This is a genomic window from Chryseobacterium mulctrae (genome assembly GCF_006175945.1).
Lineage (GTDB): Bacteria > Bacteroidota > Bacteroidia > Flavobacteriales > Weeksellaceae > Chryseobacterium > Chryseobacterium mulctrae.
Map to the genome: position 1 here is coordinate 1737866 of NZ_VAJL01000001.1, position 24133 is coordinate 1761998.

General features: G+C 33.7%; 23 protein-coding genes and 1 riboswitch. Of the genes, 3 read left to right on the forward strand and 20 right to left on the reverse strand.

The window, feature by feature from the left end:
- Position 1: 1 nt before the first annotated feature.
- From FDY99_RS07730 to FDY99_RS23695, 5 genes are all read right to left on the reverse strand, one after another.
- Positions 2 to 1093, reverse strand: coding sequence for a fatty acid desaturase family protein (locus tag FDY99_RS07730; RefSeq protein WP_139420492.1), 1092 nt, complete (start codon positions 1091 to 1093; stop codon positions 2 to 4).
- A 68-nt stretch (positions 1094 to 1161) separates the two neighbouring features.
- Positions 1162 to 2172 carry a homocysteine S-methyltransferase family protein gene (locus tag FDY99_RS07735; protein WP_139420494.1) on the reverse strand — a complete coding sequence of 337 codons (1011 nt, stop codon included), beginning with the start codon at positions 2170 to 2172 and terminating at the stop codon, positions 1162 to 1164.
- A gap of 295 nt (positions 2173 to 2467) precedes the next feature.
- Complete coding sequence (locus FDY99_RS07740; protein ID WP_139420496.1) at positions 2468 to 3670, reverse strand: O-succinylhomoserine sulfhydrylase; 1203 nt, start codon at positions 3668 to 3670, stop codon at positions 2468 to 2470.
- Between the two features lie 196 nt (positions 3671 to 3866).
- The gene (locus tag FDY99_RS23690) at positions 3867 to 5408 is read right to left on the reverse strand and encodes an ACT domain-containing protein (protein WP_139420498.1); all 1542 of its coding nucleotides are present in this window, start codon (positions 5406 to 5408) and stop codon (positions 3867 to 3869) included.
- Between the two features lie 55 nt (positions 5409 to 5463).
- Entirely contained in the window at positions 5464 to 6402 is a 939-nt protein-coding gene (locus FDY99_RS23695; protein ID WP_139420500.1) for an alpha/beta fold hydrolase, read from the reverse strand.
- A 62-nt stretch (positions 6403 to 6464) separates the two neighbouring features.
- A riboswitch (SAM riboswitch) is annotated at positions 6465 to 6576 on the reverse strand.
- 186 nt (positions 6577 to 6762) lie between these two features.
- On the opposite strand from FDY99_RS23695, the gene FDY99_RS07755 reads away from it, so the two are divergent.
- A complete protein-coding gene (locus FDY99_RS07755; RefSeq protein WP_139420502.1) occupies positions 6763 to 9375 on the forward strand; it encodes an MGH1-like glycoside hydrolase domain-containing protein in 2613 nt (870 codons plus the stop codon).
- An 89-nt stretch (positions 9376 to 9464) separates the two neighbouring features.
- Here the strand turns inward: FDY99_RS07755 and FDY99_RS07760 are convergent, their stop codons facing one another.
- From FDY99_RS07760 to FDY99_RS07790, 7 genes are all read right to left on the reverse strand, one after another.
- Positions 9465 to 9890, reverse strand: coding sequence for an OsmC family protein (locus FDY99_RS07760; RefSeq protein ID WP_139420504.1), 426 nt, complete (start codon positions 9888 to 9890; stop codon positions 9465 to 9467).
- A gap of 24 nt (positions 9891 to 9914) precedes the next feature.
- Positions 9915 to 11237, reverse strand: coding sequence for a DUF58 domain-containing protein (locus tag FDY99_RS07765; RefSeq protein ID WP_139420506.1), 1323 nt, complete (start codon positions 11235 to 11237; stop codon positions 9915 to 9917).
- Positions 11238 to 11404: 167 nt separating this feature from the next.
- Positions 11405 to 12349, reverse strand: coding sequence for an AAA family ATPase (locus FDY99_RS07770; protein ID WP_378087488.1), 945 nt, complete (start codon positions 12347 to 12349; stop codon positions 11405 to 11407).
- 209 nt (positions 12350 to 12558) lie between these two features.
- Positions 12559 to 13716 (reverse strand): DUF4350 domain-containing protein, encoded by a 1158-nt coding sequence (locus tag FDY99_RS07775; protein WP_139420508.1) that lies wholly within the window; start codon positions 13714 to 13716, stop codon positions 12559 to 12561.
- Between the two features lie 15 nt (positions 13717 to 13731).
- The gene (locus FDY99_RS07780; RefSeq protein WP_139420509.1) at positions 13732 to 14529 is read right to left on the reverse strand and encodes a DUF4129 domain-containing protein; all 798 of its coding nucleotides are present in this window, start codon (positions 14527 to 14529) and stop codon (positions 13732 to 13734) included.
- Positions 14522 to 15484, reverse strand: a complete 963-nt coding sequence (locus FDY99_RS07785) for a DUF4013 domain-containing protein (protein ID WP_139420512.1) — start codon at positions 15482 to 15484, stop codon at positions 14522 to 14524. The genes FDY99_RS07780 and FDY99_RS07785 overlap by 8 nt, the downstream gene beginning before the upstream one ends.
- Entirely contained in the window at positions 15468 to 16451 is a 984-nt protein-coding gene (locus FDY99_RS07790) for a stage II sporulation protein M (RefSeq protein WP_139420514.1), read from the reverse strand. Before FDY99_RS07790 ends, FDY99_RS07785 begins: the two co-directional genes overlap by 17 nt.
- Before the next feature lie 27 nt (positions 16452 to 16478).
- On the opposite strand from FDY99_RS07790, the gene FDY99_RS07795 reads away from it, so the two are divergent.
- Positions 16479 to 17228 carry an RDD family protein gene (locus FDY99_RS07795; RefSeq protein ID WP_074231004.1) on the forward strand — a complete coding sequence of 250 codons (750 nt, stop codon included), beginning with the start codon at positions 16479 to 16481 and terminating at the stop codon, positions 17226 to 17228.
- Between the two features lie 83 nt (positions 17229 to 17311).
- On the opposite strand, the gene FDY99_RS07800 is transcribed toward FDY99_RS07795, so the two are convergent.
- Positions 17312 to 17788 carry a hypothetical protein gene (locus FDY99_RS07800; protein WP_139420516.1) on the reverse strand — a complete coding sequence of 159 codons (477 nt, stop codon included), beginning with the start codon at positions 17786 to 17788 and terminating at the stop codon, positions 17312 to 17314.
- Between the two features lie 200 nt (positions 17789 to 17988).
- On the opposite strand from FDY99_RS07800, the gene FDY99_RS07805 reads away from it, so the two are divergent.
- Entirely contained in the window at positions 17989 to 18279 is a 291-nt protein-coding gene (locus FDY99_RS07805; protein ID WP_139420518.1) for a GNAT family N-acetyltransferase, read from the forward strand.
- Here the strand turns inward: FDY99_RS07805 and FDY99_RS07810 are convergent.
- The 7 genes from FDY99_RS07810 to smpB all read right to left on the reverse strand — a co-directional run bounded on the left by FDY99_RS07810 (position 18268) and on the right by smpB (position 24063).
- On the reverse strand, positions 18268 to 19239 hold the full coding sequence (locus FDY99_RS07810; protein WP_139420520.1) for a glycosyltransferase family protein: 972 nt from the start codon (positions 19237 to 19239) through the stop codon (positions 18268 to 18270). The genes FDY99_RS07805 and FDY99_RS07810 overlap by 12 nt on opposite strands.
- Position 19240: 1 nt before the next feature.
- Positions 19241 to 20065, reverse strand: coding sequence for a UDP-2,3-diacylglucosamine diphosphatase (locus tag FDY99_RS07815; RefSeq protein ID WP_139420522.1), 825 nt, complete (start codon positions 20063 to 20065; stop codon positions 19241 to 19243).
- Positions 20066 to 20231: 166 nt separating this feature from the next.
- Positions 20232 to 20624, reverse strand: coding sequence for a transposase (locus tag FDY99_RS23325; protein ID WP_262711395.1), 393 nt, complete (start codon positions 20622 to 20624; stop codon positions 20232 to 20234).
- Positions 20609 to 21043, reverse strand: coding sequence for a transposase (locus FDY99_RS23330; RefSeq protein ID WP_317129850.1), 435 nt, complete (start codon positions 21041 to 21043; stop codon positions 20609 to 20611). Before FDY99_RS23330 ends, FDY99_RS23325 begins: the two co-directional genes overlap by 16 nt.
- Before the next feature lie 165 nt (positions 21044 to 21208).
- Complete coding sequence (locus tag FDY99_RS07825; RefSeq protein ID WP_139420525.1) at positions 21209 to 21949, reverse strand: YebC/PmpR family DNA-binding transcriptional regulator; 741 nt, start codon at positions 21947 to 21949, stop codon at positions 21209 to 21211.
- Between the two features lie 93 nt (positions 21950 to 22042).
- Positions 22043 to 23527 carry an OmpA family protein gene (locus FDY99_RS07830; protein ID WP_139420527.1) on the reverse strand — a complete coding sequence of 495 codons (1485 nt, stop codon included), beginning with the start codon at positions 23525 to 23527 and terminating at the stop codon, positions 22043 to 22045.
- Positions 23528 to 23604: 77 nt separating this feature from the next.
- Entirely contained in the window at positions 23605 to 24063 is a 459-nt protein-coding gene (smpB, locus tag FDY99_RS07835; RefSeq protein ID WP_139420529.1) for an SsrA-binding protein SmpB, read from the reverse strand.
- Positions 24064 to 24133: the final 70 nt, after the last annotated feature.

Here is a 24133-nt window from a genome sequence, read left to right on the forward strand (position 1 = left end):
ATTATTCTTCTAAAATAAAATAAGCGTTATTCGCATTTTGCTTCAGCAAATCAACATGTTTGCCTAAAGCAGTAAAAATTGGAAATCGCTTGTAACCCAGATTATATTCTCTAGCAAACTGCTCAATTTCCTCGGTGATTTCGTTATAATACATATAACTGTAATTCGGAAAAAGATGATGGGCAACGTGAAAGTTGAAATTCCCTAACATATTTCTAACAAACCAATTATTTTCTTTTAAATCATTCGTAACTTCCAATTGATGGCGAAGCCAGCTAAATGGAAGTCCGTTTTTTTTATCCAATTTCGGAAAAGCATTATCTGGAAGCGGATGCAAAGGCAACAACACAAAAAGTGCAAAAATACTTGCTGCAATCACCTGTAAAAACCAAGCTCCCAAAGCTAATCCTATGGAAACTTTAAAAAATAAAACAGGCACGGCAATCTGATAAAAAAAATAAAACAGTTTGAAACTGATCATTTTAATTTTTTCTGAAACCGGAATTCTTCCCTGAGTTTTCAGAATCACCCTTTCATTATCAAAAAAATCTCTAAAATCTCTGATAAACATCCAGTTAAATAAATAAAGCGGATAAACCAGAAAGAAAAAGAAATGCTGATATTTTTGAATTCCTTTTGCCTTGATCCAGGGAACTATTAATAAAAGTCCGCTCTGTTCGATGTCGGTATCCCAACCGTCAACATTTGGGTAAGCGTGATGAGCTGCAATATGTCTTTTTTTCCAGATGTATGAGTTAGCTCCCACAAAATCAAAAATCTGCAAAACAATGCTGTTCAGTTTTTTGCTTTTAAAAATATTATTGTGAGCCGCTTCGTGAATTAAATTCAGATAAATCAAAACCAATGAAATTCCCATTAAAACAAAACTCGAAATATAAATCCACGGTTGATCTGCATTTAAAAGAGCAAATAGATACAAGCCAAAATAGATCAAAGGCAAAATAATCGCTTTGATCTTAATATAAACATCTCTGTTTTGGGGAAGTTTTTCTACTCGCTGGTTCACTCTTTTTCTTAATTCATTAAACAGTTTGGCGTCGTCCGGATTTTTGAGATAAATTGGCTTTTCCATGGGATTGTTGTTTTTGTATTTAAAAAAAGTATTTTGTGTACTCGTTCTAAATTTTCAACAATCAAAAATCATACAAAATTTTTCACTTTTCTTGGTTCGTATTTATCAACTAAATCAGCGATTGCTTTGATGTGTTCTGGCGTTGTACCACAACATCCACCAATAATATTAATCAATCCTTTTTCTACATATTCTCTGATTTGCTCAGCCATAAATTCGGGAGATTCGTCATATTGCCCGAAAGCATTTGGTAAACCTGCGTTAGGATATGCCGAAACAAAAAAGTCTGAATTATGCGCTAATGTTTCCAAATAAGGCGTTAATTGGTTTGCTCCCAAAGCACAGTTGAACCCGACACTTAATAAATTTAAATGCGAAACTGAGATCAAAAAAGCCTCTGCGGTTTGTCCGCTCAATGTTCTTCCTGAAGCATCAGTAATCGTTCCTGAAACCATGATCGGGATTTCAATTCCTCTTTCTTCCTGAATTTCATCGATCGCAAATAATGCAGCTTTTGCATTCAAAGTATCGAAAATGGTTTCTACCAAAAGAATATCTGAACCGCCGTCTAATAAAGCTTCTGACTGTTGTTTATAAGCTAATCTTAACTCTTCAAAAGTAATTGCACGATAACCAGGATCATTCACATCCGGACTTAAACTTGCCGTTCTGTTCGTAGGACCAATAGAACCTGCAACAAATCTTGGTTTGTCCGGATTTTTAGCGGTGAACTCATAACAAACTTTTCTGGCAATTTTCGCAGACTCATAGTTTAGTTCGTAGACCAACTCTTCCATGTAATAATCGGCCATCGCAATCGTAGTTCCGGAAAATGTATTGGTTTCCAGAATATCAGCTCCAGATTCAAGGTATTTTCTGTGAACTTCTTCAATGGCTTCAGGCTGCGTGAGAGAAAGAAGTTCGTTATTCCCTTTTACAGGATGTTCCCAATCTTTAAAACGCTCTCCACGGTAATCTTCTTCTTCGAATTTATATCGCTGAAGCATGGTTCCCATCGCTCCGTCGAGAATTAAAATTCTTTCGGATAATGCTTTGTATAGTTGTTCTGAATTTTTCATTTTACTTTTTTTGAAATTGTTGTTTTCATTTTAATAGGATTTTATCCTATTCTGATTTAAATCATCCTTTCAGGACTCTTTATTTATTTCAAACTTCTTATTTCTAAGCCTTGTCAAGGTTTCGAACCTTGACAAGGCTGGTTTTGCGCTGAATCTCTGCAACCCGACTTGAACGAGGTCTTTCGACAAGCTCAGGATAAATTCAGGCGGAAAAGCTGCTCAAATAATTAAGTTTCGGCTAAAGCCTTACACTCAACTCATCCACTAAAACGGGCTAAAGCCCATTCCTATTGAATTAATCCAAAGCCTGTTTTAAATCTGCAATAATATCTTCTACATTTTCTAAACCTACCGAGCAACGAACCAAACCGGCGGTAATTCCCACTTCATTTCTTTCTTCATCGGAAAGCTTGGAATGCGTTGTTGATGCGGGATGCGTGACAATCGTTCTGGTATCGCCAAGATTGGCAGAAAGTGAGCACATTTTTATTTTATCTAAAAAATTTCTGCCCCCTTCGATACCACCTTTGATTTCGAATGCTACGATATTTCCGCCCAGTCTCATCTGTTTCTTCGCAACCTCATAGCTTGGGTGAGATGGAAGAAATGGATATTTCGTCAGTTTTACATTCGGATGGCTTTCTAAAAATTCTGCAACTTTTAAAGCGTTTTCACAGTGTCTTTCTACACGGATTGCCAAAGTTTCCAGGCTTTTAGACAAAACCCACGCATTGAAAGGCGACATCGCAGGTCCGGTATTTCTTGCGAAAAGATAAATCTCACGAATCAAATCTTCTCTACCAACTGCTACTCCACCCAAAACACGACCTTGACCGTCAATTAATTTTGTAGCTGAGTGAACAACGATATCTGCACCGTATTTTATAGGTTGCTGTAAATAAGGAGTTGCAAAACAATTATCCACAATGAAAATAAGATTATGCTTTTTTGCAATCTTTCCGAAAAATTCTAGATCTAAGACTTCAATCGCTGGATTGGTCGGCGTTTCCAGATATAAAATTTTCGTATTGGGCTGAATGTATTTTTCAACATTTTCAGAATCTTCTGCTTTGAAATAAGTGGTCTCGATATTCCATTTTGGAAAATATTTTGTGAACAACGTATGTGTAGAGCCGAAAACCGACTGACAGCTTACGATATGATCACCCGCATTGAGCAAAGTGGCAAAAGTTGAATAAATTGCCGCCATTCCCGTTGCGAAAGCATAACCAGCTTCTGCGCCTTCCATTTTAACGATTTTGTCAGTAAATTCTGTAACATTAGGATTTGAAAATCGGCTGTACAGATTTTTTGATTTTTCTTCGGCAAAGCTCGCTCTCATATCTTCCGCATCTTCAAAAACAAAGCTTGAAGTAAGATATAAAGGTGTAGAATGCTCGTCAAACTGAGATCTTTCAGTTTGGGTTCTTATAGCAAGAGTCTCGAAGTTTGTTAACAGTTGCTCGTTGTTAGTTTTTGGTTGATTATTATCGCTCATAAACTTATTTATCTTTTTAGCAATGCATCAATTTAATTATGATTTTTTCAAATTTTTAAATTGACATGTTACTATATTGTTATAATTTGATTTGTTATTTTTGACAGGATTTCATCCTATCCTGAGTTAAATCGTCCCTTCGGGACTTTTCGGCGATGAAAGACTTCAAACTTCCATCTTCCAGCATCTTACGTATTTATTTCGTTTCACTTAATCTTAAAATATCTCCGAAAACTCCTCTAGCCGTTACTTTTGCTCCGGCTCCGGCTCCCATGATAACGATTGGGTTTTCACCATAACTTTCGGTATAGATCTCAAAAATAGAATCTGAACCTTTCAGCTGTCCCAAAGCTGAAGTTGCAGGAACAGAAATCAGCTTTACATCGAGGTTACCTTTCTCTTTCTGTAGATCTCCATGCAAATCTCCTACATATCTTAAAACGTGACCAGGCTTCTGATTTTTCTTAATTTTATCATATTCATTATCTAATTCTTCCAACCTTGAAAGAAATTCTTGTTTTGATATAGACAATAAAGCTTCCGGAACTAGGTTTTGGATGTTGATGTCATTAAATTCATTAATTAAGTCTAATTCTCTTGCCAAGATCAATAATTTTCTCGCTACATCGTTTCCTGATAAATCTTCTCTTGGATCTGGTTCTGTGAAACCTTTTTCTAAAGCTTCATTAACGATGGTTGAAAACTTATCATCTCTCAAAGAAAAATTGTTGAATACATAACTCAATGTTCCTGAAAAAACACCTTTTATTCTTGTAATATTTTCACCGGAAAGATGTAAAAGTTTTATCGTATCAATTAACGGCAAACCTGCGCCAACATTGGTTTCATACAAATAACGTTTATTATTTTTGTTCAACGTATATCTTAGTTTACGGTATTCTTCAATCGGAAGAGTGTTGAAAATTTTGTTTGAAGAGACTAAATCGAACCCGTTTTCTGCCAAAGCGTGGTAATTTTTGACAAAATCTGTACTTGCTGTATTATCAACAACAATTAGATTTTCAAGCTGGTTTTCTTTAGAGAAACTAATTAATTCATCTACATTAGAAGTTTTTTCAGAAGCAAAAACCTCATTGCTCCATTGGTTGTCAAAACCTTTTTTATTGAAAGCAATTTTTCTAGAATTGGCAACAGCAACGACTTTCAGATGTATATTTTTTCGTCTTTTAATTTCTTCCGAAGAATGTAAAACCTGCTCTATTAAGGTCTTCCCCACATTTCCGTGACCGATAATTGCCAAGTGAACTGTTTTTGGTTTTTTGAAAATTTCAGATTCAATGATATTTTTAGTTTTCTCATCCTGAGAAGATGTCACAACAATATTGATACGTTTTTCGCTTGAATTTTGGTTTAAAAGTAACGGAAAAACGTTATTTCTTGCCAATTCTGAAAGTATTTTATTTAAATCTTCTGCCACAAAACCGATGACAGAAACATTGTTGATACTATAAATCTGAGTAACTTTTCCTGATTTTCTTTCCGTAGCAAACTCTTCTATCAGACAGTTTACTGCTTTTTCAGAATCATCTTCATGTACAAGAATTGACAAGCCGTTTTCTACCGCCTGCTGAGAAATTATTCCTACACTAATACGCGCAAATGTAAGCGCTTTAAACACTCTTCCATCAATCCCTATTTCACCTAAAAAATCTTCTCCTTCAAATTTGATGATTGATCTGTTCTTTAAAAATTTTATTTCGTTTGCATTACTTTTCATCTGTAACCTTTTTTAATTTTTTTATAAGACAGAGTTACCTTAAACTCTTTTTTTCCTACAAAATGTTATTTATGATATTATTTAATTGACTGTATTCCATTAAGAAGGCATCGTGCCCATGAACTGATTTGATCTCGTGATAGAAAACATCTTCTTTATTTTCCTTTAGCTTTTCAAAGCCGTTTCTGATTTCAGAGGCAGGAAAAAACAGATCTGTATCTACAGAGATCATGTGCATTCGTGCCTGAATTTTCTCCAACATATTTTCGTTTGTATTGATATTCATCAGTAAATGATTCATCAGTTGATAAGATTTTAAACTAAATCTTTCGGCAAGAGATTTCCCATGATAAATCAGCCAGTCTTCAGATTCTAGCTGTTGTTTTTTCTGATTACATTTATTTTGAAATCTGTCGTTTAAAGATTGAGGCGTTCTGTAGCACAACATTGCATGGATTCTGGCTTTTTGAAGTGGTTCATCATTTCCATTTAATAAAAATTTCTGAACAAGACATTGAGCATACAACCAATCATGAGTTTTAGAATCACAGGCAATGGGAATAAAAATTTCGACTAAATCCGGTTTTTTCGAAAGCATTTCCCAACCGATTCCTCCACCCAAAGACCCTCCAATCAGAGCGTATATGTTTTTAATATTTAAAGATTCAAGACCTTTCAGAAATATATTTGCAATATCTGAAGGGGTAAAATCTGAATATTCGTCAATAAAAAAATCGTCATATCCATTTCCGGGAATATTGAAGCAGAGTACAGTATATTTATTTGTATCAATTATCTGATTTTCGCCAATCAATTGTTTCCACCAACCTTTTTCTCCGGCAACATTTGAGTTTCCGGTTAAGGCATGATTTATCAAAATGATGGGTGCTGAAAAGAGTTCTTTCCCGAAAAGCTGGTAGCTTAACGGGATATGATATTCTCTCTGAGAATCGGTTTTGTACAAAAAATTAATATGTTGCAGTTCTGTTTTCAATTTTATAATTATTAAAAAATAAATTTGAAAATGCCATGAGAATGGCTGAAAAGAACTTCAGTAAGTTATCTGTCCAAAATAAATTTATTTGGTAGAACGTAGCACCTTCTCTGCTTGCGCAAAGGGTTGCTAAGGTTTCACAGGGTCTAATCCCTCAACCTTTCTTGATAACATTTTCAATATGTAAATGAACGAATGGTGCAAAGATAAAACTTTTTATTTTAAAAATTAAAAAAAATTAATAAATAATATAAAACATAATCACAGTAGGGTTTTGAGAAGATTGTTAATAATTATTCAGATTAAAAAAATTGGAATTATTTATCAAAAAAATTAACTTAGCCATGAAAATGGCTGAAAATGAATATCGAAAAGCAAAGATTACAAAATAAAGACTGGAAAAACTGGGGACCTTATGTAAGCAACAGACAATGGGGAAATGTGCGCGAAGACTACAGCCCCAACGGAAATGCTTGGCATTTTGCCAACCACGATATTGCAGAAAGCCACACGTATCGATGGGGAGAAGAGGGTATCGCGGGAATTTCAGATACCAAACAACTTTTTTGTTTTGCCCTTTCATTTTGGAATAAAAAAGATAAAAGAATAAAAGAACGTCTTTTCGGGCTGAGCAATCCGCAGGGAAATCACGGAGAAGATATTAAAGAAATTTTCTACTATCTTGACAATACACCTACTCACAGCTATATGAAAATGGTGTACAAATATCCTATCAATGAATTTCCTTATGACGAAATCGTAGCTGAAAACGCAAGACGTACCAAAAAAGAACCTGAATACGAACTTTTCGATACCGGAATTTTTGATAAAGATGAATATTTCGATATTTTCATAGAATACTGTAAATCTGATGCTCATGATATTTTAATTCGTGTTACAGTCTGCAACAGAAGTAACCAAGCTGCCCCGATTGTAATTTTACCTACAACTTGGTTTAGAAATAACTGGAAATGGGGTTATAATGAATACAAAGGTCAGGTAGAAAGTGGAAAAGAAGGCTGCATCAACGTGGTTCACGACAGTCTTCCCATTAAAAAGTTTTATTCAAAAAATAAAAATGCAGAACAGGTTTTCTGTGAAAATGAAACCAATAACCCCAAACTTCATGGCACTCCATCTGTAGAAAATACTTACTATAAAGATGGAATCAACGATTATATTATTCATCAGCAAAATACTGTAAATCCTGAAAGAAAGGGGACAAAAGCAGCCTTCATCATTGATGAAGTTATTGAAGGAGGTCAGTCTGAAGTTTTTGAGTTCAGGCTATCACCTTATGATATGGATGATGCCTTCTATCAGTTTTATGATATTTTTAATGCAAGAATTAATGAAGCGAATGAATTTTATGATGAAATTCAACAGGATATATTTAATGATGATGAAAAGAATGTGCAGCGTCAAGCTTTTGCTGGGCTTCTTTGGAACAAGCAATTTTACCATTACAATGTTGGAAAATGGCTGAAAGGCGACCCTAATTATGAAGCTCCAAGAGATTTTAATCATTATGTAAGAAATACAGAATGGGAACATCTTCACAATAAAGACATCATCTCAATGCCTGATAAATGGGAATATCCTTGGTATGCGACTTGGGATTTGGCATTCCATTGTGTTCCTTTTGCTATTATTGACGCCGATTTTGCGAAAAACCAATTGCTTTTGCTTACTAAGGAGTGGTATATGCATCCGAACGGACAAATGCCCGCTTATGAATGGAATCTGAGTGACGTTAATCCACCTGTTCATGCATGGTCGTGCTTCAGGGTTTTTAAAATTGATGAAAAAACAAACGGAAAACCAGACCTTTTATTCCTCGAAAAAGTTTTCCAAAAACTATTGCTGAATTTTACCTGGTGGGTCAACAGAAAAGATAAAAACGGGAAAAATATTTTTGGCGGCGGATTTTTAGGATTAGATAACATCGGTGCTTTTGACCGAAATATGGAATTGAAAGACGGCGAACATCTTGAGCAAGCCGATGGAACGAGCTGGATGGCGATGTATGCGCTAAACATGATGCGAATTTCTATGGAATTGGCTCAATATTATCAGGTTTATGAAGATATGGCCATCAAGTTTTTTGAACACTATCTTTATATTGCGGAAGCCATGGAAAACATGGGTGAAGGCAAAGAAGGTCTTTGGAACGAGGAAGACGGCTTCTTTTACGATGTTTTACAGTTGGCCAACGGAGAAAGTGTTTCTCTAAGACTGAGAAGTATTGTCGGATTGATTCCTTTGTTTGCAGTTGAAATTATCGATCATCATTTGCTCAGTAAAATGCCTAATTTCCGGGAGAGAATGGATTGGGTTTTAAAAAATAAACCTGAACTTACTTCTTTAGTTTCTCACTGGGACGAAGAAGGAAGCGGCAGAAAACATTTGATGAGTATTCTTCGTAAAAACCGACTTACAAAAGTTCTAACAAGAATGTTGGATGAAAAAGAATTTCTAAGTTCTTATGGAATCAGAGCCATGTCTAAGGTTTATGAAGAAAACCCGTTTGTGTTTACAGTTCATGGTAATAAAAATGTTGTTTATTATACGCCAGCAGAAAGTGACAGCAGAATGTTTGGCGGAAACAGTAATTGGCGCGGTCCGATTTGGTTTCCGATTAATTTTTTGATTGTTGAAAGTTTACAACGTTTCCATTTTTATTATGGAAACAGCTTAAAAGTGGAATTTCCTACCGGAAGTGGTGAAAAGAAAAACTTAGATGAAGTAGCCCAAAATATCAGCGGAAGACTCTGCTCTATTTTCCTGAAAGATGAAAGCGGACAACGCGCTTTCAACGGCGGGAATTATAAATTTAATTATGACCCAAACTTCAAAGATTACATCACATTTTATGAATATTTCCACGGAGATAACGGTCGCGGAGTTGGAGCTTCGCATCAAACAGGATGGACTGCAACTGTGGCAAAACTGATGAAGCCAAGACTGGCTTAATTGGATTGGAGGGTTTGAGCTTACTAGAGTTTGAGAATTATAAACAATTTTTGTTTTCTGAAACTCTCAAACCCTAAAACTCTACAACTCTATTGCTCAACTTTCTCTCCGTTTACAAAAACTTCATACCCGATTTCTACATTAGGCTCTAAAGTTTTTGAAACCGAACAGTATTTTTCGAAAGATAATTCGGATGCTTTCAAGGCTTTTTTAGGATCAATATTTCCTTCCAATAAAAACTTTACCATAATTGATTTGAATGGTTTTGCATCATCCACAGGAATTCTTTCCCCTTCAACTTCAGCTTGGAATCCTGTAATTTCCTGTCTTTGTTTTTTCAAAATTGAAACTACGTCAATTCCGCTGCATCCTGCAACCGCCATCAAAACACTTTCCATAGGAGAAACTCCTTTTGCTCCCGGTTGAGAGGTATTATCTAATAAAATTGAATTTCCCTGAGCATTGGTACATTCAAATAAAAAATCGTCGTTTATTCTGTTTAAAGTAATTTTCATTATTGTTTATTTCTTATTGCAAATCTACAAAATCCCTCTTGCTTTTATTTCAAGATATTTATTAATCACGTCAATATTCAGATTTTCGGGAAGTGTGTAGACTGAGTAAATTCCGTATTTTCTTAATTCCTGAATGATGAGTTTCTTTTCAAACTCAAACTTTTCGGCAATGATTTCGTCATAAATTCCCTGCATACTTTCAGGATGGGTATTCATCAGTTTCTGTATTTCTGTATTTTTAAAGAAAACCACAACCAGCAAATGGTTTTTGGCCATTCCTCTCAGATATTTCATCTGTCTGTTTAGACCATCCAAAGTTTCAAAATTGGTAAAAAGCAAAACCAGACTTCTCTGATTAATGGAGTATTTTACATCCTGATACAGTCTGTTGAAATCGCTTTCAAAAAAATCGGTTTTAATGTTATATAAAGCTTCGGAAATTTTTCTTAATTGTCCTGATTTATTTTCGGCAGCAACTTTATTTTCAGCTTTTTTAGAAAATGTCATCATTCCAGCTCGGTCACTTTTTTTCAGAATAATATGAGACAAAGCCATTGTCGCATTAATAGAATAATCAAGAAGACTTAAGCCGTTGAAAGGCATTTTCATCGTTCTTCCTTTATCAATCAACATAAAAATACGTTGCGATTTTTCGTCCTGAAACTGATTCACCATCAAACGATTGGTCTTTGAGGTAGCTTTCCAGTTAATCGTTCTCACATCATCACCGGGAACATATTCTTTGATCTGCTCAAATTCCATTGTGTGTCCCAGTTTCCTGATTTTTTTGATTCCGCCTAATAAAAATTCGTTCTGAAGTGCCATCAGTTCATATTTTCTTAAGTGAACAAACGAGGGATAAGAAGCTAAAGAAGTATCTTTCTGAAATATAAATCTTTTTGAAATGAAACCAATCGGTGACGAAGCATAAATATTTAAAGCTCCAAAATTATATTCCCCACGTTCTTTTGGTTCTAAAAAATATTGAAATAATGTATTTTTTCCTGACTGAATTTCTTTTCTTATCAAAAAATCTCTCTTCTGAAACTGAAAAGGAATTTCATCAATCACCTTTACATTAATTTTAAAACTATAATTATTTTTGATATCAACTTTCACTGCATTTTCATCACCATTTGATAATTTTTCAGGTAAAATTCTTTGTGCTAAAACAGCATCTTTCTGTCTGAAAACAAGCAAATAATCAACAAAAGCAGTAAGGAAAATCAATAATAAAAATCCATGTCCCAAAATCATAAAAAACGGAAAGAAAAACGCTAAAACATAGAGCATTCCTACACCGATGAGTGCGAAAAAAAAGCGTGTATTGATGTATAGATTCTTCAAGGTTGCAGATTTTAGGTTTTTTATTTCTATAATTATTAACCGTTTAGTATTTAAAATTAAGCTGAATCTTTGTCATTCCGGAGGAATCTTAATAAATTTTGTGGAGATGCTTTCAGCATGACAAACATAATGTTTATTGATATTCTGAAATTATTATTCCCTGCAACTTACCTAGGAATCTCTATTCCTTCCAAGATCTGTCTGATGATTTCATCGGCTGTCAAACCTTCCATTTCTCTTTCCGGCGAAACGATTACTCTGTGTCTTAACACGGCATAACTTGCTTCTTTAATATCTTCCGGCGTTACAAAGTCTCTGCCTCTCAATGCTGCAAAAGCTTTTGAAGCCGTTAATAATGCTAAACTTGCTCTTGGTGAAGCTCCCAAATACAAAAATTGATTTTCTCTTGTATTGATGATAATTTTAGCAATATATTCAATCAGTTGAGATTCAACAATGATTTCTTTTACCAATTTCTGATAATTATTTAACTGTTGTGCCGTAATCACTTTGTTTACCGCTTCAGTCTTATCTTCAAGTCTGTTGTCATGTTGATTCTTTATAATTGCAACTTCCTGTTCCAAATTCGGATAACCTACATTAATTTTAAATAAAAATCGGTCAAGCTGAGCTTCCGGAAGTCGGTAAGTTCCTTCGTGCTCGATTGGGTTTTGAGTAGCAACAACAAGGAAAGGTTCATCCATTTCGTAACGGGTTCCGTCAATTGTAATTTGCTTCTCCTCCATTACCTCAAACAAGGCCGCTTGCGTTTTTGCAGGTGAACGGTTAATTTCGTCAATCAAAATAAAGCTTGAGAAAATTGGTCCTTTTTTAAATTCAAATTCAGAATTTTTCATGCTGAAAATTGACGTTCCTAAAATATCGGAAGGCATCAAATCCGGTGTAAACTGTATTCTGCTAAAATCTACATCAATAGTTTTCGCCAATAATTTTGCCGTAATAGTCTTTGCTACTCCCGGAACGCCTTCAATTAAAACGTGTCCGTTAGAAAGTAAAGCTGCTAAAAGATGTTCAACCATATTTTCCTGACCGACGATTACTTTTGCAATCTCCGTTTTTACTTTATTTAAATTTTCACGAAGCTCAATCATATCAATTCTCGATTGAAATTCTCCCTGATCTTTTTGTTCTTTATTTAAATTAATAGAATTTTGATTTGTTAAATTTTGTTCTTCGTTATTTTCCATCCTATTTTGTTTTTATTATTTTGAACGTTTCGCTCCTACGGAGCTCATTTTCACATTTCTATTTTTTTTCTACAAAGGTCAGACTCCTACGGAGCCTTCCTCAATTCTTTCAATCATTTTAAAATTTCATCCAAAAGACTGTTTATTCTCGCCAAATCTTCTTTTATTACACTTGCATAAGGATCTTGTGCTTTTTTAATCAGAATGATTGCCTCATTAACCATTTCTGTTGATTTTCCGGTTTTTAGTTGGAGTTTTTTGGCAAATTCTTCATCCAGATTTTGAGTATCAATGAGAAGATCCAGCCTTACTTTATTTAAAAAATATTGAGCTTTTTTTGCCATCATATCATGGAAATCACCTTCCTGTAAGTAAAGATTACCAATACTTTTCACAAACTCTGCAGAAGTATTTTTCAGCGGTTCAATAATTGGAACGATTCGTTGTTTTCTTTTTACATTAAAAAATATAAATAAAACCAATCCTCCTAAAAATACCCACCAAGCATATTTTAAAGCCGGATTAGAAAGAATAAAACGCAATAATGAACGAGATTCTTTTGTATTGCTTTCTACAAACCATAACGTTTCTCTGTCTTTCAAATATGAAAAAACACTTTGCGCATATCTTACATTTCCTGATTGCAAAAGATAATAATTCGTTAAAAAAAGCGGTTCGCAATGCACATAAATTGTCCCTTTTCCAAATGGTGCTTTGATGAAATTTGCCTGATCTTTATTGTTTTCTTCAACCGTTTTTCCTAAAACCTGAACATTCGGTTTAACGTAAGAAAAACCTCTTCCTGAGGGAAATTTATCTAATTTAATAAAATCATTCTGATATTTTTTGTCGGTCAGTTTCAGAACATTCTGGTCTTCATAAGAAATTTTTGAACCGTAAAAACCAATCGTATCTGAAATATTTTTTGGAAGTCGATTCGCAATTATCATCGCATCTGAACCTTTGGAAACCTCATCTAAAATTTTATTCCATGATTCCTGATCCATTTCGCTTTCTACGATGAGAATATTGTGTGGTTTCTTATCTTTTTCGGTGTAATAATCGTAAGGTGCAACATCAAGCTTCGTAAGATTGTTTTTAAACAAATCTTTTACTTCTTTATTAAAAACAAAAAGCCCGAAAGGTGATTTTTGATTGACATCATAGTTTTTTCGCCAGTCTGTAACTTCCTTTTTATTCACTTCAAGCAATGCCAAAATCACCATAACAATGATGAAAATAACAGCATATATTTTGAAAGTTTTATTCATTTTTAAGAAGTTTAATTAAGGTTTGAATCCGTGAAACTGGTTTTTAAATTTACCATAGCTTTGCTCATCAATACTGAACTCGCCATACCAAACATAATCGAAAATATAGGAAAGGTTGTAAAATTCATTTTTAAGATGTGCAGCTTTTAATTCGGCAACGTAATCTTTATTTGTTTTTTCGGGATTCCAAAGGATGAGTTTTTTATCGCTTAATTTTTTAAGAATGTATAAAAACTGATAACGAACCGCAGAACGGTAATCTCCGTCATTTTCAAACTTAGCAATACTTTGAGGGAAGTTGATTTCGTGAATATTTTCATGAAGTTCTTCTTCGTTGATTTCAATTTTTTTATTCTTTTTACCGAAAAAGAAACTTCCATTGGTGCTGATTAAATATTTAACGATAAAATAAAGTAAAAATCCAACTACGATGATGGCAAAAAGGCGGATAACAACACCTGTAATCTGTGAAGAAGTTTCTAAACTTGTTTCCCCAAAAATACTACGAAGAAGTTGAGCGAGCTTACGTTGAAGTTTGTCAAAAAACGATTCTCTGGGTTTTGAGGTCGAATAATCAAACTCATTTCCTTTGTATCTTGAAGGCAGATTTTCTTTAAACTTCTTTGGGAAAACCGTATTCTCGGTTTGAGGATTCGCTTTTAAAACAGAATCTGCAACATACATATTTTTGTAATGCGAAGTCACCACAGAGTCTTCGATATAAACTTCAGAAAAATCATCATCTTCATATTCCTGAGATTTTAAAACCCCAAGATTCAGAAAAATCAGTAAAAAAAACAGAAATTTATTCATTAATCCCAATCGTTTCTATTTCTTCCAACTCTACTTTCTGGTGAAAATCTCTTCGGCTGTCGTAATACATTAATCCTGAATTTACATACAGCATATTCGACAAAAAGAACGATACCAACAGAGAAATTCCATACGTTACGAACATCATTATTCCGAAACTTCCGGCAAATGGATTTTGTTCAAAATTTGCATCAGGCTCAGTAGTCGTAATTTTCAGCATGAAAAAAATCATCGGTACTGCAGTAAAAATGGTCGTAATTACATACAGAATAATTGAAATTACAACCGTAGAACCCCAATATTTCCAGAATGGAGATCTTTCTCTTCCATTCGTGTAAGAAAATTGAGATCGTATAGAATAGCTTAAACTTTCGAAAAAACCTCTTTTGCTGTTGAAGTAATCGTACATTAAAAAGGTGACCACATTAAATAGAACCGGATAAACTAATAAGATGAGAAAGAACCCGATAACAATTAATATCATCGCATAAGAAATTCCCATTACAATAAGCGAGAGCGGTGTCACAACGAAAATCATACCCAGACAAAGCTTTCCTATTTTACCTGCATTTTTCTTAAAATCACCAAGAATATCATCGGTTTTTATTTTCACCTCTCCTTCCGCCAATCTTTTAAGATAAAAAACAGGGAAGAGATAATTGACAATAATCATGATTAAAAAAAGCAAGAACGTAAGCAATCCTACTACGATAAACATTCCGATATTATCTTCAAAATAAGATTCGAAATAATAGCTTTCGCCACTCATATTGGAACCGAAAATCTGCATAAACAATTCTCTGTAACCAAAAATAAATACAGCAACCAACAGAATAAGCAAAAGCCCATTCAGCAGAATATAATTTCTGAAATAGTTTTTACCGTATAATTTGAAAAAGGTAAAACTGTCGCTGATAAATGCTCCGAAATCTCTTTTTTTATAAAACTGCATCATTGATTGTGTTTTTTATTCTCCGGTTAACAATATGTGGATAAACAAAATAATAAAAGCCAATAATTCCCAAACAGCCAAAAATGATAAAAAGATTGAGTGACAAAGGCATGTTTAAAGCATGTCTTGTTACGTAGCCTTCAATAATTCCGGCACAAATGGTAAAGGGAACTGTACTTAAAAATATTTTGAATGAATTTTTAAATCCATTTTTAAAAGAATTAAATCTTGAAAGTGTTTTTGGGAAAAGAATAGATGTTCCGAGAATTAGACCACACATTCCTTCAACCACCATACTGAAAATTTCAAATGTTCCGTGAAGCCAGATTCCTCTTGCGCTGTCTCCTAAAGCTCCATGTTCGTAGAAAAAATACTGAAAAGTTCCTAACATCACAGAATTTTGCATCAGAAGATATAACGTTCCAAGTCCGCCAAAAATCCCGTAAATGTATAATTTTGTACCAACGATAATGTTGTTGAAAGTAATTCCGATGGTACTTCCCCAAGTTGAGCCATCCTGATAAACACCGACTGCGTTTCCTTCTTTGATGTTTTCGATAGTCATATTTACATAGCTTTCACTTAAAATAAGATTCGCAAAATCTTTATCATAAATTGCCGAAAGAACGCCGATTAGCATAAAAAATATAAAGAACAAAAAGGAGTAGATTAAATATCTTCTGTTTTCGTAAACAATCAAAGGAACTTCTGTTTTAAAGAAATAAACAAGTCTGTTTTCTTCAACTCTTTTAGTTTTATAAATTTTTTGGAAAATCTGAGACGAAAGATGGTTAAGATAAACAGTTGTATTGCTTTTGGGGTAATAAGTCTGGGCAAAAGAAAGATCGTTGACAAGGTTGATATACAACGAAGACAGGTCATCAGGATTTTTTTTAATTTTCCCTTGAACAACCTGCTCAATTCCCAACCATTTTTCTTTATTTTGTTTAATGAAATAAACCTCTCTCATAATTGTAAGGCTAAAATAATAAAAATTATGTCTCAAATTGCGATTAATACCTCCCAAAATGTAAATATTAATTTTATCACGGCAAGTATCGGAGAACGAATGGTAGCGTACATTATCGATCTTCTCATTAAGGTGGCTTATCTTGTGGCAATCTTCTATTTGTTTTTCAATATTTTCAATTTAGGATATATTTTAGATGGTTTAGATTCATGGTCTCAAAACGCAGTTTATATTGTTCTCACATTACCTGTTGCTCTTTACCCACTTGTTTTGGAAAGCCTGATGGAAGGACAAACTCCCGGAAAAAAAGTAATGAAAATACGTGTGGTAAAAATTGACGGTTACCAAGCAAGTTTTGGAGATTATCTGATCAGATGGGTTTTCAGATTAATCGACACAACTTTTGCAGGAATTGTAGGTTTAGTTTCTATGATTGTTTCTAAAAATAATCAGCGATTAGGAGACATGGCTTCGGGAACAGCGGTGATTTCACTTAAAAACAATATCAATATTTCTCATACAATTCTTGAAAACATCAATCCCGACTACATTCCCACTTTTTCACAGGTAATCGGATTAAGTGATAACGATATGAGAATTATAAAAGATAATTACTTAAAAGCTCTGAGAATTGACGACAGACAAGTTATTACAAAACTTTCAGACAAAATAAAAAGCATTCTCAAACTGGAAGTAGATCCTACAAAAATGACCGAAAGACAGTTTATCGGAATTATTATTAAAGATTACAATTACTATACAGGGAAAGATATTTAGATGTCAATAGTCAGTTTTGCCTCGCAAGTGAAAGGTGAATTTTGATTGAAAAAAAATTGACAATTCACAATTCACTTAAAATATCATTGCAAAAGAGACCAAATTCCGAAACCAATACCCGCATAAGCTACAACAGTAATAATATCTGCAATAGGTTGTGAAAAGCGTTTTTCAGCAATTTTTTCGGCATTAATCTGGTTCTTATGGAACTTCAGAACTTTATCGCGGCTATGAACCGGATGAGCAATCAGACTGTCTCCTTCCCATCGATCAACAATTACTTTATAAGCTCGGCCATCAACATCAATTTTCACATTTTTATTAGGTGCAAGTTTCTCCTGAACATTCACTGGAGCCGGTGTTTGTTGTAAATTTTGGCTTTGGTTTTGAGATTTAGCCTTTATACTTTCCGTTTGTGGAGTATTGGTAATTGCAAGAGCTGCGTTATTTTTAGATGCCTGTTTATTATCAATTGCTGTATCCACAGTTTTTTTAACCTGATAAGTATAGCAACTTACAAGAGAAAGTGATAAGATGATGAGATAAAGATATTTTCGCATTAGCCAAATTTAAGAATTAAACGGAATATTTAATATTTTCTTTTAAAAGATTCCACTTAAAAAAGAAATTCTAGGAAATTTTGTTGAATCTAAATAAATTAGCAAGTGAAATGAATTAACCATTTACATTATCTTCATTTGTACTTCGCTTGCAATCGGTGCAGTTTTTGTATTTTTAGTTTTAATCAAAAATATAAAATATGAAATTCGAAAACAATAAATCCGGAAACGGCGGAGTCATTACAATCAACAATGAAATCAAAGAAGTTGGAAGATTGACTTATACTATTTTCCCCGAAGACAATAAATTGATTATTTCTTTTGTACTGGTTCATCCCGAATTTGAAGGTCGCGGAATGGGAAAATTTTTGGTAGAAGAAGCCATTAAATTTGCGAGAGAAAGCAATTGGAAAGTTTATCCGCATTGTTCTTACGCAAGAGCCGTGATGAGAAGAATGAATGATGTGGAAGATATTTTTTTACAAAGCTAAAACTTCTTTCAGAAGAATATCTTCAATATCATCGGGATAATTTACTTGAAAATGAAGATCTGAAGCGACCCAGTTTTTAATTTCTTCTACATCTAAAATTTTAGAATTCGGAATTCCCATTTTGTCTAAAGCACATGCATTACATTCCTGTTCATATTGATTATGAATGGGAATTACAAATAGTTTTTTATCCATAAAAAGTGCTTCAGCGGGAGTTTCAAATCCTGCATTACATAAAATTCCGTCACAATTTTCGAAATATTTTAAATATTGAATTTCATCAATTGGGAAAATCTCAACATTTTTCTCCTTTCTCTGAAGTTTACTGTGTTTGGAAAAAACTTTCCATTCTACAGGAATTTCACTTAAAACTTTAATAATATTTTCGTCAGAAAAACTAGGAAGATACACCACATAAAATCCTTTTTTATCCGGATTCAGGTTTCTGATTTTTCTTCTGATAACCGGTTTTTTAATTTGCGGATGATAATTTTCAAAATGAAAACCTATTTTTCTTTCGCTTGGAACATAAAATTTTAAAATCAACTCTCCGAAAAAATCTTTTTTTAAAGGTTTTGGGGTTTCTTTAAAACTCATTGAAGCCTGATGACTCAGCTCAATCATATTTAAATTTTTAGTTTTACACGCCCAACCTGTCAAAGGCTCATAATCATTGATAATCAAATCGTATTTGCTTAAATCGATTTGCTTGATGGTTTTAAAAGCTTCGAGAAAATTATTTTCAAAAAGGATTTTTTTATAGGAAATTCCGCCCGTTTTATTATAAAGCAGAGAAATACCTTTATGTTGAAAGTTAATGGGAAAATCAGCTTTTAATTGAGATTGGTGACCACTGATCAAAGTATCAACAGATGCATATTTTTTAAGAATAGGAATAATTTCCTGCGCACGAGCAACATGACCGTTTCCTGTTCCCTGAAATGCATACAAAATCTTCATTCTACGTAAATTGAGTTACAATTTTCAAAAGATCTGAATTATTGATATCCTGAATTTCCTCAGATTCATCATCTTTCAGCAAATGTTTGTGATCTTCATAATGAAAGATTGTCCATTCGTTCTGATTAAATTCGAGGGCAGATAAATTTTCGATCCAATCTCCGGAATTGAGATAAGTACAAGAACCCTTTTTATTGGAAACTTCACGCATTTGAGGCTGATGAATATGGCCACAAACTACATAATCGTATCCATTATCAATAGCAAGTTCGGAAGCTGTTAATTCAAAATCACCAATATACTTTACCGCTTTTTTTACATTCCTTTTAATTTTTTTTGAAAATGAATATTTTTCTCTACCCATTTTTTCTAAAAACCAATTCACAACATTATTGATGACAATTAAAAGATCATAACCTTTTCCTCCAAGTTTAGCAATCCATTTTGAATGCTGTACTGATGCATCAAAAACATCGCCATGAAAGATCCATGTTTTTTTATCATTAATTTCCAAGCAGAGTTTGTTGCAAACTTTGAGTTTGCCCAATTCGAAATCGGTAAACTTTCTGAACATTTCATCATGATTACCGGTAATATAATAGACATCTGTATTTTTTGTAGCGAATGAAATGATCTTTTTGATCACCTTCAAATGAGGTTTAGGAAAGTAAGACTTTTTAAACTGCCAAATATCAATGATATCACCATTTAAAACTAACGTTTTCGGTTGAATAGAATTTAGATACCGTAGAAGTTCTTTGGCCTTACATCCGTAAGTTCCCAAATGTACATCCGAAATGATAACAAGTTCAACGTTTCTTTTCAAATTGCAGATATTTATCTTACTAATGATCAAAAGTGATCGCCATATCAATTAGTATTTACATTTACCAAGGATGGCGATTTCACAATTGATTCTTATGCAAAGAAACTAATTGAAAATGAATTGTATATGAATGCTATATTATTTTGTTGTTACACTATGAACCTGTTTAAACTTTTATTTTTCTGAGGAATAAAATAGAAAAAGCGAGATAATGTAGATTTACCCAAGTTAAATTTAGTGTTTCAAACCTTATTAATAAAGCTTTGAAACTATCCAACCATGCATTTGCTTTTTCTATTTTGAATCTTCTTTTATACAGTTCATCATCAAAATATTTTTCATTCTTTGTATCTCCGTTACGAGGATTCTCTTTAATATTCCCAATTATTTCTTTTTTATCCAGCATATCTCTGAATTTTTTACTGTCAAAACCAGAGTCTGCATTGAGAAATAATCCCTTACACTTTATATCAGCATTATCGAGAAGACCGAAAATCTCTTCCAAAGTATCTTCAATATTATAAAGATCATGATGTTCACCGCTTATTGGCTTTCCCATTGAAAGCATTTGTCCCTGATTATCACAGATAAAAATACAATTACTGTCTTAGATGATTTTCTTCCCTGATAGCCTACCGATTGTCCTCCTGTTTTACTTCGGGTATGGCTTCCATCCAATTGGACACTGGAAAGATCTAATTTCCTTTTATTATTCTGGAGAAGAGAAATCCAAATTCGTTTGAAAGAACCATCTTTACTCCATTTACTGAAATAATAATAGACGAGTTGCCAGCTTATTGTTTCTTTTGAAAAGTATTCTTTAAGGCTTAATTCCCGCCATTGACAGCCCGTTTTTAATCGTTTAATAATAAGTTTAAAGATTTTTCCTAAATAAAATCTCGTGGAAAATCCTCGCTTGCCTTTGCTTAAATGAGGTAAAATCCATTTTTCCAGTTTATCTTTGCTTATGAGTTCCAGATTTTAGTTCTTTTTTTTGCAACTCTAAATTGCTAATTTTCTGGAAACTCTTTTTCTAAAAAGTTTAAACAGGTTTATTATTAAAAAATCGCCACGAATACCTAAATCTTACATTCGTGTATTCGTGGCAAGACATAATACTTTGCTATAAACAGCAATTTATTTCTATAAAGACTCTAAAAGTTCGTCTGTTATTTCCATATTGTGATATACGTTTTGTACATCATCATCTTCTTCGAAACGATCAAGCATTTTCATATTTACTTTAAATTGCTCCGCAGTGACTTCTTTTATATTATTCGGAATCCTTTGCAATTCTGCGCTCTTGGCTTCTATTTTAAGTTCATCCAATTTGTGAGATAAAGATCCAAAATCTTCAAAAGCTGTAGTAATCATTACTTCTTCATCATCTTTTTCAACATCCTCAGCTCCACCGTCAATCATTTCCATTTCAAAATCATCCCAATCCATTGTAATTTTAGCTAAATCGATTGTGAAAATTCCTTTTCTGTCGAAGATAAAAGCTAATTCACCATTCTTTCCAAGGTTACCGTCAAATTTATTGAAGATTGCTCTTACATTGGCAACCGTTCTGGTAGGATTATTGGTTGTACATTCTACAAAAAATGCAACACCTCCTTGTCCGTAACCTTCATAAGTGATCTCTTCATAGTTTTCTGCATCGGCTCCGCCAGCTTTTTTGATTGCTCTTTCAACATTGTCTTTTGGCATATTGGCACCCTTCGCATTTTGGATGCATCTTCTCAATGCAGGATTAGCTTCGGGGTCTGTTCCTCCGGCTTTTACTGCTAAAGCAATGTCTTTACCTATTTTAGAAAAAGTTTTGGCCATTTTATCCCAACGTGCCATTTTTGAGGCTTTTCTATATTCAAATGCTCTTCCCATTTTATAATTTAAATTTTGACAAAATTACTCAAAATCAACAACAAAAAAAATACCCCCAGAAACCTGGAGGTATTTATTATTTAGAAAAATTAATTATTTTTTCTTTTTAGCTGGAGCTTTTTTCTTAGCTGGAGCTTTTTTAACTGGTAAGTCAGATTTTTTGTAAGTTTCCCACTCTGATCCAGAGATAGCTCTTACAACAACTTTTCTGTCAGCTTGTCTTTCAGCATCAGAAGCCGTTTCTGGAACTTGTGCATCTTGTTCACCGATACCGATAGATTTCAATACTGATGGGTTTACACCTCTAGCTTCTAAAGCAGCAACTACTGAAGCAGCTCTTTGCTTAGATAGGTTTAAGTTATAAACATCACTACCTTTTTTGTCAGTCATACCAACAATTACAAAGTTTTGAGCTGGAGCATCTTTAATGATTTTTGCAGCTGTATCTAATTTACCACTAGATTCTTTTCTAATTGTAGCTTTGTTGAAGTCAAATAAAAGATCTTTAAATTCTCTTGTGATAACTTCTTCAATTGGTGGCTCTACAACTGGAGGAGGACATCCGTTGAATTCTGGAACACCAGGAACTGTAGGACATGCATCATCTTTATCTAAGATACCATCACCGTCTGTATCTGGCCAAGGACAACCGTTGTTTTCTGCAGGACCTGCAACTGATGGACAAGCATCATCTTTGTCGATAATACCGTCACCATCTGTATCAGGCCAAGGGCATCCACCATTCTCAACTGGACCAGCAACATCTGGACATTGATCGTCTTTATCTGGAACTCCATCACCGTCTGTATCAGGACATCCTTGGAATTCTGGTAAACCTGGTGTATCTGGACATAAATCGTCTTTATCTAAGATACCATCCTTATCTCTGTCTCTGTTTCCGAATCTAAAGTTCAAAGAAGCAGAAGCTTGCCAGAAGTTAGCATAATTAGCCTTGTCCCCTGGAGTAGAAACGTAATCACCTTGTACACCCAAACCGAAATTCTTAGTTAACCAAAAGTTAACACCTGCACCTGTAGATACAGTAAAGTGGTTAGCTTTACCCATTTCATTTCCACCATCTCCATTAGGTATCATTTCTGTAGGATTTCCGTTGATGAAAGTTTGTCTTGGGAAAGTAAGAGCAGTGTAATCATGTCTTAAATAGTTTGCACCTACTCTCAAGTAAGGATCAAACCAAGACTCTTCGTCCCAAATTAAACCAGCAGCTTTTGCTTGGAAACCAAGACCAGTCATTAACATGAACTCTTTACCCATGTTAAGTCTTTTGTTGTCAACATTTCCTACAGAGGTTTGCCAATCAATAACTAAACCTTTACCAATGTTTCTAGCAACTGTTAACTTAGAAAGTGGTGGTGTAATAGAAAAATTGTTCGTATTGAACATATTCTTCGTCAAATTAGTAGCAGAAAACGTGTTACTGAAATTACCACGCTGTGCTGTATGGTTTTCCGCATGAGCACCAACTCCGATCATCCACGGATTGTTGGTAGTCTGAGCGAAAACAGTAGAGGCAACCGTAAGCGCCAATGCTGAAATTCCTAATTTTAGATTTTTCATAGAATTAAATGATTAAATAATTGATAATGCAAAATAAATATAATTTTTCTTTATAAACAAAGTTTTAAGGATGATTTTTAACTTTTCTTTAATATTCTATCGAGGTTTCGTTTATTTTCTCTATCTTTTATTGCCTCTCTTTTATCAAAGAGTTTTTTACCTCTCCCTAAAGCGATAAGAATTTTAGCCTTTCCTGCATCATTAATATAAAGTTTTAACGGAACTATTGTATTCCCTGCATCCTTAAGTTTTTTTTCAAATTTTAACAATTCTCTTTTGTGCAAGAGCAACTTTCGTTCCCTTTTTGTTTTATGATTATAAAAAGTGCCTAATTTATATTCATCAATCATCATATTAATGATATACAATTCACCATCGATGAACTGGCAAAAAGCTTCTGTAATAGATGCTTTAGAGGAGCGTAAAGATTTAATTTCGGTACCGGTCAACACCATTCCCGCCTCTATTTCTTCGAGAATTTCATATTCAAATCTAGCCCTTTTATTGAGTATCCTGACTGTTTTTTCAATCTTCATTATATTAAATTTTGTTATTAAATATACAAAATTTGCTTTCATATAAAAACTTGAGTATTACATTATTATA